This window comes from Gracilibacillus ureilyticus (assembly GCF_900111195.1).
GTDB classification, from domain to species: domain Bacteria; phylum Bacillota; class Bacilli; order Bacillales; family Amphibacillaceae; genus Gracilibacillus; species Gracilibacillus ureilyticus.
In genome coordinates this window covers 117,995-137,909 of record NZ_FOGL01000003.1, presented here as the reverse complement: position 1 = coordinate 137,909, position 19,915 = coordinate 117,995, and the positions used below count along the sequence as shown (strand labels likewise).

Below are 19,915 nucleotides of genomic sequence, written 5' to 3'. Positions count from 1 at the left end.
TTATCAGGACTTTTAATCAGCGGGGATTACAAGTAAAAAATCCTGGAAAACAAAAAAACCGAACTTATGCGTAAAAAATTCGGGCATAGTTCGATCCTAAATTTGGCTAAAGCTTTTTTGCCATGGAGTTTTACTGGGCTTCTTTTGTCTTAAACTGCTTCGGTGACATACCTTCTTCTTTCTTAAATGCTGTACTAAAATAATGCTGGGAATCATATCCTACTTCTTCTGCAACATCCCGAATGTTTAAATCTGAATATCTTAATAATTCTTTTGCTTTTTTTATCCGCATTTGTGTAACAATATGGACATAAGATTGGCCTAGTTCTTTTTTGATCATTTTACTCAAATAAACTGCCGAAACATGCAGTGTACTTGCAACACTTTCCAATGTCAGATCCTGTTCACGATAATGCTTCCGAATGTAGGCCAGTGCCTGTCTTACAAGTGGAGTTAAATGAATATAGTTATTTAATTCATTTTTACATCGTTCATAAGCATAAGTGAGCTGTTGATAGTCTCCATTTTCAATAGTTGTCATTCTCGCATATACAACCTGGTTGATACATAATTTCACTGCATCTTCAATCTGAATAGTAATATCCTTATTTGTTTCGTCCCAAATAAACACCTGTATCCATTTTTTCTGATCCTGAAGAATCACCTTCTCAAATCCCTCGAGGATTTCTGCCGTTATATTTTCGATAGCAGATAAATAGGTTTTTCTGTCCTCTTCCGATAGTAACTCATGGTTAATCTGTTCTTCTGACCACTTAATCAAAAGCAGGCGTTTTGGTGTGTTTCCGGGTAGCTGTAAAAATTCAAGTTGTGATTTGATTTCCGATTCTGTTAATCTATTGTGCATCCAGTCAAAGAAAAAGCGCTCCATTAATTGAGAGTGATTTTTTTTAATCTGGTTAGATGCCTGTTCTAAATAAGCTTCCTGCTCTTTCCTGACTTCCAGCTCTTTCTTCACCTCAAACAGGATCTCCTTCAGTTTCTCAGGGTTTACCGGTTTTAATATATAATCCTCGACCTGAAGGCGGATCGCTTCCTGGGCATATCTGAAGTCATCATATCCGGAAATAACTATCATTTTACATTCTATCTTTTCTTTAATTGTCTTCATTGCTTCAATGCCATTTAAAATTGGCATATTCAAGTCAATTAACAAAATATCAATACCTTTATTTAGTGCTAATTCTACTGCTTCCTCGCCGTCCTCTGCTTCTCCGACAACCTCCATATCCAATTGTGCCCAATCCACAGCTGACCTGATGCCATCCCGAATAATAAACTCATCATCTGCTATTAATACTTTCCACCTAGCCATTGTTACTACCCCTTCTCTAAATATTGCTCTCGAATTACCGGTAACAGAAGCCTTACCTGTGTTCCCTGTCCTGTTTCACTGTCTATTTCCAATCCATAATCAGTTCCATATGCTAATTGTATTCTTGCCTGGACATTTAATATTCCATATCCCTTTTTGGTCTTGGACCCTTCTGTATTTTCCGTTCTGCTCACAGCTTCTTGTAATGCTTCTCTCATTTCATCAAGCCGTTCTTGCGTCATCCCTGCCCCATTATCTGCAATCGTAATAAGTAACAGATCCTCCTCTTTCTCTACGTTTATCTGAATATGACCCGGTCCTCTTCTTTCTTTGATCCCATGATATATAGCGTTTTCAATAATTGGCTGCAAAATAAATTTTAACGTATAATATGAGTGCACATGGGGATCCATCTCGATAGAGTAATTCAATTTATCCTGATATCTCGTCTTTTGTATTTTTAAATAGCTTTCAATGTGCTCGATTTCCTCTGAGACCATTATCGTGTCTCTGCCCTTACTCAGCCCTATTCTAAACAATTTAGCTAATGATTCTACCACTTCCGCTACATCAATTGCGTTATGCTTTCTGGCCATCCATTGAATGGTGTCCAAAGTATTGTAAAGAAAATGCGGATTAATATTCGCCTGTAAACTGCGGAATTCTGCGTCACGTTTTTGTCTTTCCTGTCTTTCCGTCAGGCGCATAAGTTCCAGCACCTGCTGAAGCATTGTATTAAAACTTCTGCCAAGCAATCCGATTTCATCATAACGTTTATCCTTATATCGAACATGCAGATCACCGCTCTCTGCCTTTCTCATAAATGTCATCAGTTCAACAATAGGTTTTGAAATGGAATGTGACAGATAGTAACTGACAGGAATCCCAAAAAGCATAATGAGAAAGATAAAAACTATTAAATAAAAACGAATTTCCCGAAGCTCTAGTAACGACTCTTCTGCAGGAAATACACCGACTGTCGTCCAATCAGCAAATGGGGAACGCTGATAAATAAACTGAATCTTTTCATCATTAATTGTTTTAGAAAAGTTTCCTGAAGGTTGATTACTAATCCATTCTAATGGCACTTCCTCAATGATAGGCTGATTTGGCAAATAAATATTCTGTCCTTTATTGTCCACGACCATTAAATATCCGCTTTTTCCGAGCCGAATATCTCTTGCAGTCTCAGCAATGACCCGTAATTTTAAATCAATAAGTATAACACCCCTTACTTCATTAGTAAAAGGATCAATCACCGCCCTTACGACAGATACCACGTCATCATTTTTGTAATCTACTATCGACGTCAGCCTTCTCCCATCAGGCCTTCCGATAATATGGAAAATACCGTCACTTTCTACTGCTTCCTGATACCAGAAACTTTCTGTGAGATCAAGTATGGAAGGGGCATACAATTCATTACTGATATATTCCCCCTCTTTATTAATGACCATTATTCCAGCTACTTCCGAAGTAATAGTTGTAAAACTTCTCAAAAAACGCTGAATTTCATACTTATTTTTAATACCTTCAGGCTCATCCAGAAACTGTTGGACTTCATTATCTGATGCAATCATATAGGTGATACTCTGCATATTATTAATATAAAACTCAAAGGTCTGATTCACCTTACCGATTAACTGCATTGTGTTATCATTAGCCTGTTCCTCCAGCACTCTTTCCACTGTGAGGCTGACGAGTATACCTAAACAAAGGATCGGAAGAATACCAATCAGCAGAAAATGAGAGATGAGTTTATATCTGATCGGTATATTATTAATCTGTATCCATCTTTTCACAATCACTCATCCATTCTTATCATTCATTGGGGTAAAATTCGTCGACATTTTCTTTTGTCACAAACGTAATGCCTGTGTCTACATAACGCGGAAGGTTGGTGCCTGCTTCTACATCATTTGCAAGGTCATGCTGAATATGAAATAAATACTGCAATGACCAATATCCCATTTTCCATGTACCTTGGGCAAGCGTTGCTGATATAACACCTTCCTCAACCATATCTAATGTTCCTTTATCTGTATCAAAGCTGATAATACGTATTTCATCTTTTTTCTGCTGTTCTAATACCGATTGACCAACACCCACCCCTCCATTAGCTTCCGAAGCAAAAACCCCCTTTAATTCGGGAAAATCCCGAATCATTTCATCGACCACTTCTTTTGAGGTCATCTGATCCCCCCTGCCATCCTGTGTCGCAACTATTTCCATATCAGGGTAATCTGAAGCTATCGTATCACGGAAACCATTGGTACGTTCCTGATGGTTTAATTGTTTTGGATGTGTCACTATTCCTATTTGACCCTTTTCATTAAGTAATTCAGCCATTTTGTGGGCAGCAGCTGTTCCGGCATAATAGTTATCTGTTCCTAAAAAGGAAAACGCTTTACTATCTGGTGCATTTGCATCAAACATGACTATTGGGATGCCGGCATCTACCGCTTTATTAATAACATCATTAAGCGCAACAGGGTCCATCGCAGATACAGCTATTCCTGCCGGCTTTTTGGCTATCACCTGCTCTAGCACAGTAATTTGCTCGTTTACATCATATTGTGTGGCACCCCTGTATTCTACAGAAACATTTAATGCTTCTGCAGCATCCTCAAATCCTTTGAGTGCCCGTTTCCAGTAATCAATACCAGACTGGAATGTTACCATGACATAATTTTCATCAATTGTCCCCCGCAGTTCTTTATCTGACCACTGACTATTTGTTGTATCATCTGTTTGGTATTGATAAACATATAAGACAAATAGACCGATTAGCATGAGATAAACAAATAGTAGCTTCTTCATCTTGTAACCCCTTTCATAATAGGTTCTCCTATATAGTAAAAGATATCTATCATTTATACAACCTATTTTATTACCATCTAAATACCTAGGTATATATGATAATGCCATAACTAAAAAGCACACAATTACATTTGTGTGCTTTTTGCAATCAAAATGTCTAAATCAATTGTCACTTCTTCTAAAGAAAGATTAGCTTTGTCCTTTCCCCATGTCAATGGTGTCATGTTTAACAGTGCCTCCTGATAAACCGGATCTACTTGCCATTTATATTGAACTCTTCTTTTCTCCATTTCAGGGAAATGCTTGCGGAATTTTTCTATCGTCTGGTCATTCGTATATTTTCTCTTTTCTTCATCAAGAACCTGTTCCCTTATTTCCCGCAGATAGTTTGCTTGCGGAATTACTTTGATCATGAGACCAGTGGCTTTTAATAACCGTGAGAATTCATGATAATTAGCCGGAGACAGGATATTCAATATGATATCAAACTGTTTGGATTGGAACGGACTCTTCGATAAATCACCGACAGTCCAAATCACATCTTCATAATATTTAGCCGCGGTCATTATGCCATCTTTTGAGATATCGATTCCAACACCAATCATATTTTCCTTATTAATATATTCAAGTATTTGCACAAGATGGGACCCTTCCCCACAACCCACATCCAAACATGCAGTATCTGACGGTGACAGGACCTGCTTCAATTGCTCTGCTATCATTATATGCATCTGCCGGTACATTCCTGCCATAATAATTGTATGTCTATCATTAAATAGTTCCTTGCTGTAATCTTCAGGAGAAGCTTGCATTAATAAATTGATATAACCCTTTTTAGCAATATCAAACGGATGATTTCCCGGGCATCTTACTGTATTGCCTTCTACTTTTATCTCTCTGCCGCATATTGGGCATGCAAATAGTTGATCATGTTTTTCTATCAGCCTTGCCGTCTTCTCTATTTTCTTCATGTAAGGAGCCACTCCATCGGTTTTAGTTACATCTTAACTCGCTGAACCAGCTAACGCAACTTCAAACACATGGTGGGTGGTTATCCTTTGATCAGCTTGCTGCGCATTTTATTTGATGCCAATTCAACAATAATAATTAAAATGACAAGCCCGATTAAGATGGAACCTACTTCATTCCAGCGGTAGGAATTCATTGCGAAAAGTAATGGTGCGCCAATACCACCTGCACCGACTAAGCCCAATACGGAGGCATCACGCAGGTTCATATCAAAACGATAAATCATAATGGATAAAAACATCGAAAACAATTGCGGGACAATTCCATAACGAATTTTCTCCATAGTTGTACAACCGATCGATGTCATTGATTCAAGTACACTTGTATCTAAGTTTTCAATCGCATCAACATATAATTTCGATAACATGCCAATGGAAGTTATCCCGATTGTTAGTACACCGGCAAATGGACCTGGTCCGGTAACACGAATAAACATTAACCCGTATACGATTGCCGGAACGGTTCTAATAAAGATTAACAGTAACCTTGTAAGAAATGCGACAGGTTTTGGCACGACATTAGAAGCAGATAAAAATGCTAAAGGTATGGCAAGAATGGATCCGATAATTGTTCCTAAAAATGCAATAGCAATTGTTTCTACTAATAAATAGGCAACCCCATTTGAGTTAAAGGTTAACAATAACTCTAAATCCGGAGTGAGAATTCCAGATATAATATTAACAGCAATCGACAAGCCACTTTCTTTCACATCATTCAAACTAACCGCTGAAACAGACCATACAAACAGCACGGTAAGAATAAAAGCTACTGTATAGAGATACAGGTAATTTCTCGGTGCAGCATATAATTGTTTTTCAACATGATTCATTGTAAATCCCCTTCTGGTACTTCTTTTATACTAATTTTTTTCTGAAATGTTCACTAACTGTTTCGATAGCAAAAACAGTAATCGCAAGTACTAGTAAGATCATTCCGACGCTGGCATAATCTCTCCATCCTATTCCTTCATCCAGTAACAGTCCAATTCCTCCTGCACCAACATAACCTAGAATTGCCGCATGGCGGACATTTCCTTCAAAACAGAAAAGGGATGTAGATAAATAATTAGGTAATACCTGCGGGAAAATGGCTTGCCTGAATGCCTGGGATTTTGTCATCCCTAATGACTCCATTGCTTCAAATGAGCCCATACCAGCATTTTCAATCTGTTCATATAATAATTTCCCTACATAAGAGAGAGTGAATAAGAAAATCGCTACAGTTCCAGCTAAAGTACCTAAACCAAACACAAAGGTTGCAATTAATGCGGTAACTAATGCCGGCATCGTTCTTAAAAGACTGAGAAAAATCCGTGCAGCAGTATTTATTACATTGCTTTTTACAATATTAGAAGAAGCTAAGTAGGCAAATGGGATAGCAGCTAATGAACCTAGTACTGATCCTAATAAGGACATTTTTATCGTATCCATTAAGGGTGTCCATATATTTGGTAAGTGCTCCCATTTTGGTGGAATCATTTCTTCTATAATCATGTAAAATTTATAGCCGTTTTTGATAATTTGATTTATATCAAAATTCGTCAATTCTATTGAAAAAAACAATCCGGCCATAATCAATATAATAACCAGAGGTGTTCGGGATCTTTTTTCTAATACTGTTTTGCCATTTGGCATTTGTATTTTTTTCGGCGGGAATATTTTGTCATACATAAGCCTCTTCCCCTTCTAAATTCTCCAGAATTTCCTCTGCTTTTCCTTTGTAAATATAGTCAAGGATCTCCGCCGTTACTTCTGCCGCTTTACCATCAAATACAACTTGTCCTTCACGGACACCAATAATTCGTTCAGCATATTCCAACGCAACTTCTACATGGTGAATGTTCATGATCACCGATATTCCCATCTCCCGGTTGATACGCTGGAAATCATCCATAACTTGCTTAGACGTTACCGGATCAAGTGAAGCAATTGGCTCATCAGCTAGTATGATATCGGGGTTTTGGGCTAACGTTCTTGCAAGCGCAACCCGCTGTTGCTGGCCACCTGATAATTGGTCCACTCTAACATACGCCTTGTCCAGTATTCCTACCTGATCAAGTGCAGTTAATGCTTTTATTTTATGTTCCTTTGAAAAGAAACCAGTTAATTTCCGTATATAGGATAGTTCAGGAACAAATGAGACTAATACATTGTTCAACACCGTAGTACGTGTGATCAGATTAAAGGATTGAAAAATCATGCCAATTCTTCTGCGGAATTTACGCACTTCTTTTCCCTTCAATTTGCCTACTTCCACTCCGTCAACAATCAGCTGACCTTGTGAAATATCATGCATCCGGTTGATGCATCTGATTAACGTTGATTTTCCTGCTCCAGATAAACCGATAACCGCCACAAATTCACCTTTATCAATTTGTAAATTTATATTTTGTAATGCTTTCACGTTGTTTTGGTACACTTTATCGACATTTATAAATTCTATCATGTTAAAACTCCATTCTAGGTTTTAAGTAAAGACGTTATAACCACTGAAAAATATCGTGAGAAAATGAGAACACCGTTTGATGTTCTCATTTATCTCTTATATTTAGATTTAGTTTAAGCTTTGTAAAAATTCCTGTGCACTTCTTTCATTATCATAGTCAGAAGAGGATGCCTCCTGATACCCTTCATGACTGTAAATGGAGATAACTTCTTTTCCAGCATCCGTTTGTGCAATATTAATGAATGCCTGTTGGATTGCCGTTTTTAAATCATCTGTCATTATTTCAGAATTTTTGCTCACACTAATTGTGTCATTATAGATTTTATCCGTCACACCTACAACGTTTGTTTCATCCCAGATGCTTCCTTCTCGCTCGAATTCACCTTGCCATGCTTCTTCATTATCACGTCTTGCATCAGCATATGAAACCACTATATCCACTTGTTCTGCTGCAAGTCTCGCAAATGCACTGCCGTAAGAATCTACTTGTACGAGATTTTCTAAATCGGTAATTGTTTTATCATAATTTTCCTGCAGCCATAGAGCTGGGTAAATATATCCCGCCGAAGAGGAAGAAGACATTACCGCCCATGAAGCGCTGTTTAAATCTTCAAAAGTCAATTCCTCACCGTTATTCACCTTTTCTGCAAGTTCTTGTCCCTTAGCAGATGGGCCTGCGATAACTAAAGATCGATAATAAGTTACTTGTTCATCTACAGGTTCTGTTGGCTTATTATCATTCCAGTCTTTTGGATCGTCCGAGTCATTACTTAATCCGGCACGAGTTGATGTTAAAAGGACTTCTGCCCCGTCGTCATAAAGGACATATGTACCGCCAGGGATTAAACCAACATCTGTTGATCCGGCAGAAAGTGCTTCTCCAACCGCTTCATAATTTGTACCAACTGTAATTTCTACCTCACCAATATCATAACCTAAGCCTGCCATCTCTGTTTTCAAAAGTTCTTTCAGCGGTTCTGTTGCTGTAATGATCTCCTCAGGATCTCTTGATGGAACAAATCCAATAGATAATGTATCGATCGATTCACCTGCAGCTTCTTCTGAATCCTCTTCACTATCAGCAGAACTATTTTCTTTATCTGATGCCTCTGCTTCATTATCAGATTCATTTGCTGAACCTTCTTCAGAGTCACCACATGCCGCTAATATTGTTGCAAATAACAATGCAATAAGTAACAACCATAATTTTTTCACTTTTTTTCCCCCTAGTAGAATACTTGTCTAAACACTACTTGTATTTTAATTTAGAAATATTAAGTAAATACTCGACTTTTGTAAAATTACTGTAAAAATAGAAAAACTACCCACAAGTCTGTGGGTAGCGTATTATAAATTGGACACATAATTAGGGTGTAATAATCATGTCATCAATATTAATCCGTGCACCAGAAACTCCGCCAACTAAAATCCGAAACCTGAGTGAACCCGGTTCATTCACACTTATTTCTTCCGTTTGTAAGGAACTAGTACTAGTAAACGGACCAGCTACATTAGTCCATGTTAAACCATCGTTAGTCGATTTTTGTAACGTCCAGTATGCTCCGCTATCATTTCCGAAGTTTGCATGAGATACAGATAATTTACTGGTTCCATTTACATTGAAATTCATCGATATGGAACCATTTGAACGAATACGAGCTGACTGTGTTCCGTTTTTCTTGTCTGAACTTAAATCGCCCAATAGTGCATTATCAAAATTCCATACACCTGATAATAACGAGACAGAAGATTCGGCATATGCAGCCTTTGAACCCTGCTCAAATAATTCCGATCCCGCTTCAGTTACTGGATCGCCGTCATTTCCATCCGCCTCCTCATATCCATATGATCCTTCTTTAAATGTAGACGGATCCCACCATTCATAGCCACTGGCTGGTTGACTCCATGGCTCTGACTGCGGTTCTGTAGATGTTACCGGATTTTCTATTGCTAATAGATTTGTTTCTTGATCTAATTCTAAACCGGAAACTTGATTTAACGATGTATAATCCTCCTGCTCAGCCAGCCAGTTGATTAAGTTTACAAGTAAAATATGATTATCTTGATCATAAAAACCGTCATAAGTAGTTTTTGTACCACCAGTTTCTTCTCGTTTATACTTTGGTGTTATATCTTCTACCGGGGAAGAATCACCTATAACTGCTATCTTCCCTAAATTGGCTTTAGATATCGCAACATAAGGTCCTTCATCCAACCCTCCACCATTGTATACACCCTGGTCTACCGCATGTGACCAAGCATCATTCGTTTCTTCCATATAGATTATCCCTTTAGCTTTATCGGGATCGGTTATTGCTAATGTGGATCCAGCATGCATTGTCATTGTCTGCACACCATTTGTTATATTAAAAGATTGTGACGGTGGTACAATGACATCAGAGTATATGTTACCTAACGCATTGTAACGAATTCTTATCCCAAAGTTATCTGATAACCAATCTGAGTTTTCTACATCCTGCATATAAAATGAATTAGCTTCTTCTTCACTCATACCTGCTGCAGGGTCTTGCCACGCGCCTCTTCTATATCCATTAAATACTTCTGATGAATCCCACCTGTTTTTGTTTCGATCAGCATTATAATGATCGGCAACAAAAAAAATACTTCCACCCTTGTTTACATAATCTAACATTGCTTGTTGTTCACCTGTAGAGAAAGGAATGTTTGCTTCGGGAATAACAAATACATCATAATCAATTAAATCACTAAGTGTAAACCGGCCTTCTTTCCGTAATTCTTTAACATAGTAACCTTCTCCTGCTATTGCCTCAGCAAAATCGGAAAACGCACCGTCAATTACCCAGTCCGCCGCTCCTGCTGTCTGACCATGCATGTTATCAAATAATACAGACTTCCCATTTACTGAGCCAGATGGTAAGATTTCCGGGGCAGGATCCATTGGTCCTTCCGCACTTAAAGTCGGGATAAAAAGAAACAAACCAATAACAACAATGAGTGTTAATTGAGTAAATTTACTTCGCATCTTTCTCCTCCTAATTAATAGATTCACATACAATTAAAGATGTATCCTATCCTCCTTCTTCCATTTTCTCTACCTATTAAAAACTACCATAATAATATATTGGAATAATTTCTATTCAGTAAATTTTTTGTAAATAATTATATATCTTCCATTAAAACCAACTAATGCATTCGGCTTCTTTTTGACTAGATATTTGTTATGCTTCCTTATTTTTTTGTATAAAAAAGACTTTCTCCCAATTAAGAAAGAAAGTCTGTTGAGATTATTCATATTCTTTTTCAATATTCTTCGTACTTCTTACTGTATCAATATGCCGAACCATTCCTTCTATTTGTTCCCTTTTATCCTCCAGAAACGGCGGGAGCGATAATTTCTCACCTAAAGTTTCGTAATCCTCATCACCCATAAATCCTGGCCCGTCAGTCGCTAACTCAAACAGTATTTGGGGAGCCACTCTTGTGTACAAGGATTTAAAAAAGAATCGATCAACAAAACCAGACGTCTGGAAGCCAAATTTACGATAATGCTCATCCCATTCCAGTAATGTTGCTTTGTCATCAACTCGAAAAGCGGCATGGTGAACAGTCCCGTAGCCTTGCAGAGCCATTGGCATCACCTTATTTTCTTCCACAATGACTTGTGCACCATTTCCACCTTCACCCACTTCAAATAAGTGTTTGGCATCTTCCTCTGCAATTTCTTTAAAAAGCAGTACTCTTTCCATCACTTGTTTAAAATATTTAAAGTCCTGGATACGGACAAATAACGGACCAAGACCTGTTATAGCGTATTCCAAAGGGATAGGTCCCTCTTGCCACGGTGTTCCTGATTTTACGCCCGTATTATTTTCATCAGAAATCAACTGGTAGTTCTGCTCATCAAAATCAATGAAGCTCAATGTCTTCTTGCCAAACTGTTCCTTGATACCGAAATGCTTTATATTTAAACGGTCAAATCTTTTTAGCCAATAATCAATCGCTTCATCACTTGGAACCCTAAACGAGGTTTTAAATATTTCATTTGTACCATGTGTCCCCTTTGGAATACCAGGGAAGTCAAAGAATGTCATATCTGTTCCCGGACTGCCTTTATCATCAGCGAAGAATAGGTGATATGTCTGAATATCATCCTGGTTGACAGTTTTTTTTACTAAACGCATCCCTAATATATATGTGAAAAAATGATAGTTTTTCTCAGCACTGCTAGTAATAGCTGTAACATGGTGTAAACCCTTTAAACCGTTCATAATTAGTCATCTCCTGTTATCTCGAATTCAAGATAATTATAGCACCCTGATGTAAACTCCGTCAATTTTGCTCACTCGTATACTTATTTTTCCTCATTTTATCATTTTCAAACATCTTTTTACCTGAAAAAGCTGTCCGGATATTTCGGACAGCTCTGTTATTTCCTCATTATTTCCACCAGTCATCAAACACACTAACAGGTTCTTCGCGTTTATGTCTTGTTTTTACGTACCAGTCTTCAATCGTTTCTGCATCTTTTTCAGCAACTTCTTTTCCTTCCAGATAGGCATCAATTACTTCATAAGATACACCTAACGCCACCTCATCAGGCAACTGAGGTTTATCACTTTCCAAGTCTGCAGTCGGAGTTTTTAAATACAAATGTTCCGGACAGCCCAGCATTTTCAGTATTTCTTTTCCTTGTCGTTTCGTCAGGCGGTAAAGTGGAACGATATCTGCCGCTCCATCACCATATTTTGTGAAGAAACCAGTTACTGCTTCTGCAGCATGGTCCGTTCCTATCACCACACCATTTAATGATGCCGCTATGTCGTATTGCACTTTCATTCTCTCTCTCGCTTTTGTATTTCCTTTAACGAAATCGCTGATCGGGCCTAGTTCTTTCTCAACAGCTGCCTGACTGGCATCTACTGCTGCCTTGATATTAACCCGTACCGTTTTACTTGGCTTAATGAACTCTAAGGCATCTATACAGTCTTCTTCATCAGCCTGTTCTCCATATGGCAGCCGAACTGCAATGAATTGGTATTCCTCTCCACCAGCTTCTTCGTTCAACTCATTGATCGCCGTTTGGCTAATATACCCGGCCAACGTAGAATCCTGACCGCCGGAAATTCCAAGTACGGCAGTTTTCAGGAAACTGTGCTTTTTTAAATATAATTTAATCAAGTCGACACTGCGTCGAAATTCTTCCTGATAGTCGATTTCGGGTTTTACCTTTAATGCTGTAATAATTTCCTTCTGTAATGAACGCATCATAACAAACTCCTTTATTTAAGATTTGCCATTCATTTCCTTTACTTTCACTTTGATCTCTTTTATCCGTTCCATTTTGTTTTCCCAACAGAGCTCACTTAAGTCAACAGGGTATTCCTCCGGTTTCATCGTACGTTTATATTCCTCCCACAAAAGCTTCAAATTTTCACTGGCATAGTTTTGAATCTCGTCTAAACCTGGCGACTGGTACTTTATTTCTCCATTTACCACTACATCTACATGCAAGTCTTTTGCTGTGAAGTTAGTCACAAACTTACTAATATAAGTGTGTACAGGGTGAAACATCTTTAATCGCTCTTCATCCTGAGGCCTCTCATGGTCTAATGCGATATAGTCGCCTTCTGAATGCTTGTTTTCATTGTTAATGATCCGGTACACACGCTTACTGCCGGGAGTAGTAACTTTCTCAGGATTTGCTGAAATTTTGATTGTATCTACCATTTCCCCATTTTCTTCTATTGAAACTAATTTATATACACCGCCAAGTGCCGCCTGGTCATATGCAGTAATCAATTTGGTACCAATACCATATATATCAATTTTCGCTCCTTGTGCCTGCAGGTTTAATATCGTGTATTCATCCAAATCATTAGAAGCAATAATTTGTGCATCATGGAATCCCGCTTCATCTAACATCTTTCGAGCTTTTTTCGATAAATAAGCCATATCCCCGCTATCTAAGCGAATTCCCCTAAAATTAATTTTATCTCCAAATTCTTTTGCCACTTTTATTGCATTTGGTACACCGGACCGAAGAGTATCATACGTATCAACAAGAAAGACACAATCATAATGGGTACTTGCATATTTTTTGAATGCCACATAATCACTGCGGTATGCCTGCACCATCGAATGAGCATGTGTTCCAGCTATAGGAATGCCAAAAAGTTTCCCTGCTCTGACATTACTTGTCGCAGAAAAGCCGCCAATATATGCAGCCCTCGTTCCCCAAATCGCAGCATCCATTTCATGTGCTCTTCTCGTACCAAATTCCATTACTACACTATCTCCGATCACATGCTTAATCCTCGCTGCCTTTGTGGCGATCAATGTTTGGTAATTCACAATGTTCAATAAAGGTGTTTCAATTAATTGTGCTTCTGCTAAAGGTGCCTCTACCCGAATTAACGGTTCATTAGCAAAAACTACTTCCCCTTCCTTCATAGAGCGTATTGTCCCACTAAATTTCATATTGCGTAGGTATTCCAGAAAATCGTCTTCATAACCACCGATTTCCTTCAAGTAAGTCAAATCACTATCAGTAAACCCAAAGTTCTCAAGGAAATCAAGCACTCTTTCTAATCCTGCAAATACAGCATATCCGTTATCGAAGGGCAGTTTTCGAAAATACAACTCAAATACGGCCTTTTTGTTTGCCTTTCCATCACGCCAATAGGTTTCCGCCATATTTACTTGATATAAATCTGTATGCAGCATTAAGCTATCATCTTCATAAGTCATTATTATTTTCCTCCAAATTCTCTCACAGTTGCTCCTAACGACTGGGCAAAATGACCCAGTGCCCATTTATGACCGGTCTGATTAAAAGAAGCTACAGCATCTTGGTATATTACAATGTCAAAACCCTTATTGTATGCATCCACAGCCGTATGCAGAACACATATATCTGTACATACCCCTACTAAGTGTACCTCATTTATTTTTCTTTCTCGAAGTAATATTTCCAGATTTGTTCCGGCAAAAGCTGAATATCTGGTCTTGTCAATATAATACACATTTTCCTTATGTTTATAATTTTCATGTACGTTTTTTAAAGTACCATATAAATCTCTCCCTTTTGTGTCGCGAAGGTTATGGGGAGGAAATAGATCTGTTTCCGGATGATAAGGATCATCTTTATCATGCACATCAATGGCAAACACAGTAAAATCATTCTGAAGAATAAATGACTCAGTAATTTCTGTAATCTTTCCTTCTATCTGCTGACCTGGTTCGCCGCAAGCTAGAGCACCCTCTGATGCAACAAAATCATATGTATAGTCGATATTAATAAGTGCGCGTTCCTTCATTAAATATACCTCCTCTTTTCACGTTCTCATGAATTTATCCCAGTGCTAAACGTGTAATACCCCCACTTCAAGTTTTTGAGTAATACAAAGGAAGTAAGTGGGGGCTAACAGGTACTAAGCATCGATAAGTTTCGCCAATGATCAAACGTCTCACTTTATTATTATATCAAATCTTCACATGATTTTCAGAAATTTTAACAACTATTGGATATCAATATATGATAGGATAAGGGAAACAGTGGAGGTGACAGAATGAAACAAAAAGTTGTATTAGCAGGCGGCTCGGGATTTATTGGTACATATATTAAAAATAAACTGGAAGAACTAGACTATGAAGTTCATATGATTTCAAGAAGAAAACCTGCCATTACATGGAATGATCAAGAAAGAATGGTAAAAGCATTAGAAAATGCCGAAATGGTTATAAATCTCGCAGGTAAATCTGTCAACTGCAGATATAATGAAAACAATAAGCGGGAAATCATTACATCACGAGTAGGGACAACAAGACTTTTAGGTGATGCAATAAAATTATGTTCAAACCCTCCAAAATTATGGATTAACTCTAGTACGGCAACTATATACCGTCATGCAGATGACCGGCCAATGACAGAAGAAAACGGAGAGTACGGTAATGGCTTTTCGGTAGAAGTAGCCAAAAAGTGGGAAAGATCATTCTTTAGTTTTGCATTCGAAAATACCAGACAGGTTGCTCTGCGAATCTCTATCGTATTAGGACCAGATGGCGGGGTACTCATTCCATATAAAAACCTGGTAAAACTCGGGCTAGGCGGTATCCAGGGAGATGGACAGCAAATGTTCAGCTGGATTCATATAGAAGACCTGTTTCAAATCATCATGTTTTTAAAAGACCGAACAGACTTAGAAGGTGTATTTAATTGTTCATCACCAAATCCTATCCAAAATTATGTATTTATGAATGCGCTTCGTCAGCAGCTGAACCGGCCATACGGGCTTCCTGCCCCAAGACCTGTACTCGAACTTGGAGCAGCATTTATCAGAACTGAAACAGAATTGATCTTAAAAAGCAGATGGGTAATACCAGAGAGACTTCTCAAAGCAGGCTATGAATTTCACTTCCCTACAATTAAAGGGGCCCTGGCAAATATATTTTAAACTTTCTGAACATTAGATAATATATATTCTAATGTTCTTTCTTTTCTCATATAGTTATAGTAATTAGGAAGTTAGTATCGTGATAAATTTCTAATATTTTTGGTGAATATTGGTATTCACTATGATATACTATGTACTATTAAGATAAAAGGAGGATTAATTTTCATGAAATGGAAAATTGTTAGCGCAATCACACTAACATCTGCCATCGCAGTGGGAGGATTAGCATCTACTGTGAGTGCAGAAGAAAGTTCAACAAAGGAATCTGTTACAATTGAGGAAAAGCAGACAGAAGCTAAAGATGCCGTCATACAAGGAGAGGTATCAGAAGCTGATTTAATTGCTAAAATTAAAGACCTGTTCCCAGAGAAATTTGGTTCTGCATCTTCTGAAGACTTTCATCTCGAATATTTCTCACCATCTCCGGAATATGGAGACGTATATAGTGTTTATTATGCCAGCCCGAAAATGGATGCCAGTTTTGAATTTGCGGGAGAGGATTTAAGCCTTCTTCATTATAACTTCTACCAGCAAGATATGTCTGACGCCTTATATCCCCCACAAGTATCCAAACAAGAAGCTGAACAACTTGCCATTGATTTTATTAACCAGTTAGGGTTAGAGGATGAATTCGAATTAAGTGATAGTGGTTCCAGCCTTTACTATTATAATTACAATCGCCCTTTAACTGAACCAATTGAATACGAATTCCATTTTAACAAACTGGAAAACGGAATTCCGGTTAATGATCAAAACATCTATGTAACTATCTACGGAAATGGTGAGGTTGGTTCATTTAATTCACCATTCAGTCAAACTTCCGGCCAATATGAATCTACTACAGGAATTCTTGATAAAGACACGCTTTTACAAAACTTAAAAGATGAGCTGAATATTGAATTACAATACATTGTGATGCCTGATTACATTACAGGAAACAGCAGTGAAGCTTATCTTACTTATCGCGAAGTCCCGGCGGTTCAAGGGATTTCTGCTAAGAACGGGAAGTACTTTATTAATGGTGAATATGTGGATGAACTGGAAAAGGCCGAGCATCAGATCAAACTTCTAGAAAGCAGCTCAAAAGAGCCGGCTGCCGTTACAAAAGAGGAAGCAAAAGCATTAGTAGAAAGTTTACTAGATTCGACAGTAGATGGGGCAACTCTTTCTATTGATCAGGTGTTTGAAAGAAAATTGCCAGATGGTACAGAAGTATTTGAAGTACACTACATGTATAGTGATGAATATGGCGGGTTCGGTTCCTCTATTTCAGTAAATAAAAATACCGGTGAACTGCTGGACTTCCATAAAGATGGGAATTTCGACCATTCTGAAGAGGTCGAGGAAGTAATATCAAGGGAAGATGCATTAAATAAAGCTGTGGAGTATATTGAACAATATGCTTATTCTAATATGGAGGAATATGCATATCCTATATCTTCTTCTGACTTTTACAGTCCTGGAGACTATGTACACTCTTTCAGTTTCCCTAGAGTGAAAAATGGCCTTCTTGTGGAAGGTGACAGTATTCATGTCGGTATTTCCAAAAGAGACGGATCTTTAGTAATACTGTTCAAGCAACGCTCAAATATAACAAATTGGCCGTCAGCGGATGATGCTATTAGTGAAGAAGTTGCGCTGGAAGCAATCAAAGAAGAGATTGACCTGGAACTATATTACGTGAATGACAATCCTGAAGAAATATTTGAGGAAAACCCTACATTACAATATAAACTGAACTATTTAAGGGATGACAGAAATAATCCGGTCTTCTTCAATGCAATTAGCGGGGATTGGGAAGAGTTAGATCCTTACGTCCAGTTACCTGATGATAAAAATACAGATGTACTGGTTAGCCATCCATGGGCAGAGGACGAACTGAATTTCTTAATTAGCAATGGTATTATAACAGTCGATGACCCGGATAATTTTGATGGGGATGCTAATATAACAAAAGGTGAAGCATTAGAAATTGTATTAAAGTCTTTAACATATGTTGATGACAGACCATATTATGAGGAACTGGAAGATTCTCCGTTCAACAATATCGGCAAAGATCACCCGCTCTATTTTGTCGTAATGCAAGCTGTTGAGATGGGAATCTTAGACACAGATAAGAAAACATTTGATGAAAATGCAGCAATAACTACTGAAGAATTGGCTTCATGGTATGTAAAAGCGTTGGGACTTGACTATATAGGAGAGAAGCACGATATGTTCCAGTATGATTTTGAAGGTGCTGATGAAATCAGTGATCAATATCGCGGTTATGTTGCTCTCTCTAATTCGTTTGGTTTACTGGAACATGGTGAGGAAAATTATTTCCATCCAAAAGATGAAGTATCTTATGCGCAAATTGCTGTAACAAACCTTAAATTAGTAAAATTAATCACATCAGAGAATTTTCATATTTATTACTAAGAGATCTTAATACGATAAAATTAAAAATTCTCATGAACCATTCATGCATCGAATGTTCATGAGAATTTATTTTTGAGGAGGCTAAAGCCGGCCCCACTAGACGCGAAGTGTTCCTAGGGAGCGACATTAAGCACAATTTACATTACCCCAGTATTGGTATGTGTCAATCCTTTTGTCTATATACAATCTATATTTATAGATTATCGAAGAAGACGCGCAGGATATCTGTACCTGCCACTATAGTACCGATAGAGCTTCCGATATTAGCCAGAATAATAATTAACAGTATTCTGGTTACTTTGTTTTGCCAAAATCCTTTAATTGTATAAACATCATCTGAAAGTGACTCAAAGTCAGAGACATGCGGGCGTTTGACAAGTGCCTGTACAAAGCCGGCAAACCATCCTGCTGCCATTAACGGATTCAGTGATGTAATCGGTGCTGCCACAAGTGCAGTTAATACTGCCAGCGGGTGACCCAATGCAATAATAACCCCTAATGCCGAAAAGCCTCCATTCCAAATAAGCCAGCTCATTATTTGCTGCCATCCGGCCATTGGATTAGCCCAGAATGTGTAGGCAATTAATGCAACAATAGCGAACGGAATCGTCCAGCCTATAATTTTTGGTGTTTTCGATTTTGGAGGTATTTTTGTTAAAGCTTTTAAGTCATGCTCTTTCTGGATTTCCTTCGTAATTCCTGGAACATGTGCTGCACCGAGCACTGCTACTATTTTCTCACCAGGTGCCTTTTTAATTTTTTGTGCAAGATATTGGTCACGTTCATCAATCAGTGGTTTCTTCAGCTTTGGAAAGCTCTCGGTAAACTCACTTAATACACTATCAATTGCATCCTGTGTTTTCATTTTTTCCAATTCTTCTTCTGTAATAGCTTCTTTAGAAAAAACACCTGCAATTACCTGTGTTAATAAGGTCATTTTCCCTTTAAACCCGATATTACCCCATATTCTGGCAAAGGTAATCTGGATATTTCGGTCAGCCAGTACGAGTTCTGCACCTATTTCATCTGCTGATTCAATTCCCTGAATCATCTCTTGCCCTGGTTTTATATCAAATTGTGCTGCCATTCTCTTTTGAAAGGAAGATATCGCTAAATTCATCAGTAATAAAGTAGCTTTTTTTTCTTTAATAACCTGGAATATATCCATTTCCTTCCACTTGTTACCATTAACAATCGACTCATATCTCTGCTTATCTAATTCGACACAAATAGAATCTGGCTGTTCTTTCTCAATCACTTCTTTTACTAGTTCAGCACTTTGTTTGGAGACATGGGCTGTTCCTATTAAAATATATTCTTTCCCGTCAAGCTCAATCCTGGTTATATTATGATTTTCCTCCGTCATCAACTATTCCTACCTTTTTTAAGAACTATATCTTTATTATATAGTAACTAGTTAAGAAAGCCCACC

General features: G+C 37.9%; 16 protein-coding genes. 2 read left to right on the top strand and 14 right to left on the bottom strand.

Annotated elements, in window-relative coordinates; translation table 11 throughout:
• Positions 1–130: 130 nt before the first annotated feature.
• The 13 genes from BMW36_RS05055 to BMW36_RS04995 form a co-directional block, all read right to left on the bottom strand.
• Entirely contained in the window at positions 131–1,333 is a 1,203-nt protein-coding gene (locus tag BMW36_RS05055) for a response regulator transcription factor (RefSeq protein ID WP_089739677.1), read from the bottom strand.
• A gap of 5 nt (positions 1,334–1,338) precedes the next feature.
• Entirely contained in the window at positions 1,339–3,135 is a 1,797-nt protein-coding gene (locus BMW36_RS05050) for a cache domain-containing sensor histidine kinase (RefSeq protein WP_089739675.1), read from the bottom strand.
• A gap of 19 nt (positions 3,136–3,154) precedes the next feature.
• Entirely contained in the window at positions 3,155–4,153 is a 999-nt protein-coding gene (locus BMW36_RS05045; protein WP_089739673.1) for a substrate-binding domain-containing protein, read from the bottom strand.
• Positions 4,154–4,278: 125 nt separating this feature from the next.
• A complete protein-coding gene (locus BMW36_RS05040) occupies positions 4,279–5,124 on the bottom strand; it encodes a putative RNA methyltransferase (protein ID WP_089739672.1) in 846 nt (281 codons plus the stop codon).
• 80 nt (positions 5,125–5,204) lie between these two features.
• On the bottom strand, positions 5,205–6,011 hold the full coding sequence (gene phnE, locus BMW36_RS05035) for a phosphonate ABC transporter, permease protein PhnE (RefSeq protein ID WP_089739669.1): 807 nt from the start codon (positions 6,009–6,011) through the stop codon (positions 5,205–5,207).
• 25 nt (positions 6,012–6,036) lie between these two features.
• The gene (phnE, locus tag BMW36_RS05030) at positions 6,037–6,852 is read right to left on the bottom strand and encodes a phosphonate ABC transporter, permease protein PhnE (protein WP_089739668.1); all 816 of its coding nucleotides are present in this window, start codon (positions 6,850–6,852) and stop codon (positions 6,037–6,039) included.
• Positions 6,845–7,627: a phosphonate ABC transporter ATP-binding protein gene (phnC, locus tag BMW36_RS05025; RefSeq protein ID WP_089739665.1), complete on the bottom strand. Its 783-nt coding sequence runs from the start codon at positions 7,625–7,627 to the stop codon at positions 6,845–6,847. The genes phnE (BMW36_RS05030) and phnC overlap by 8 nt, the downstream gene beginning before the upstream one ends.
• A gap of 108 nt (positions 7,628–7,735) precedes the next feature.
• Positions 7,736–8,842, bottom strand: coding sequence for a phosphate/phosphite/phosphonate ABC transporter substrate-binding protein (locus BMW36_RS05020; RefSeq protein WP_089739664.1), 1,107 nt, complete (start codon positions 8,840–8,842; stop codon positions 7,736–7,738).
• A gap of 151 nt (positions 8,843–8,993) precedes the next feature.
• Complete coding sequence (locus tag BMW36_RS05015) at positions 8,994–10,631, bottom strand: Ig domain protein group 2 domain protein (protein WP_089739662.1); 1,638 nt, start codon at positions 10,629–10,631, stop codon at positions 8,994–8,996.
• 262 nt (positions 10,632–10,893) lie between these two features.
• Positions 10,894–11,877, bottom strand: a complete 984-nt coding sequence (locus tag BMW36_RS05010; RefSeq protein WP_089739660.1) for a ring-cleaving dioxygenase — start codon at positions 11,875–11,877, stop codon at positions 10,894–10,896.
• A 169-nt stretch (positions 11,878–12,046) separates the two neighbouring features.
• Positions 12,047–12,874 carry an ammonia-dependent NAD(+) synthetase gene (gene nadE, locus BMW36_RS05005; RefSeq protein WP_089739658.1) on the bottom strand — a complete coding sequence of 276 codons (828 nt, stop codon included), beginning with the start codon at positions 12,872–12,874 and terminating at the stop codon, positions 12,047–12,049.
• Between the two features lie 18 nt (positions 12,875–12,892).
• The gene (locus BMW36_RS05000; RefSeq protein WP_089739656.1) at positions 12,893–14,356 is read right to left on the bottom strand and encodes a nicotinate phosphoribosyltransferase; all 1,464 of its coding nucleotides are present in this window, start codon (positions 14,354–14,356) and stop codon (positions 12,893–12,895) included.
• Between the two features lie 2 nt (positions 14,357–14,358).
• Entirely contained in the window at positions 14,359–14,925 is a 567-nt protein-coding gene (locus tag BMW36_RS04995; RefSeq protein WP_089739654.1) for a cysteine hydrolase family protein, read from the bottom strand.
• A 252-nt stretch (positions 14,926–15,177) separates the two neighbouring features.
• Here BMW36_RS04995 and BMW36_RS04990 point away from each other — a divergent pair, with 252 nt between their 5' ends.
• Positions 15,178–16,062, top strand: a complete 885-nt coding sequence (locus BMW36_RS04990; protein WP_089739653.1) for a TIGR01777 family oxidoreductase — start codon at positions 15,178–15,180, stop codon at positions 16,060–16,062.
• Positions 16,063–16,227: 165 nt separating this feature from the next.
• Positions 16,228–18,483: a YcdB/YcdC domain-containing protein gene (locus BMW36_RS04985; protein WP_089739651.1), complete on the top strand. Its 2,256-nt coding sequence runs from the start codon at positions 16,228–16,230 to the stop codon at positions 18,481–18,483.
• A gap of 193 nt (positions 18,484–18,676) precedes the next feature.
• Here the strand turns inward: BMW36_RS04985 and BMW36_RS04980 are convergent, their stop codons facing one another.
• Positions 18,677–19,849, bottom strand: coding sequence for a TraB/GumN family protein (locus BMW36_RS04980; RefSeq protein ID WP_089739649.1), 1,173 nt, complete (start codon positions 19,847–19,849; stop codon positions 18,677–18,679).
• Between the last annotated feature and the right edge of the window lie 66 nt (positions 19,850–19,915).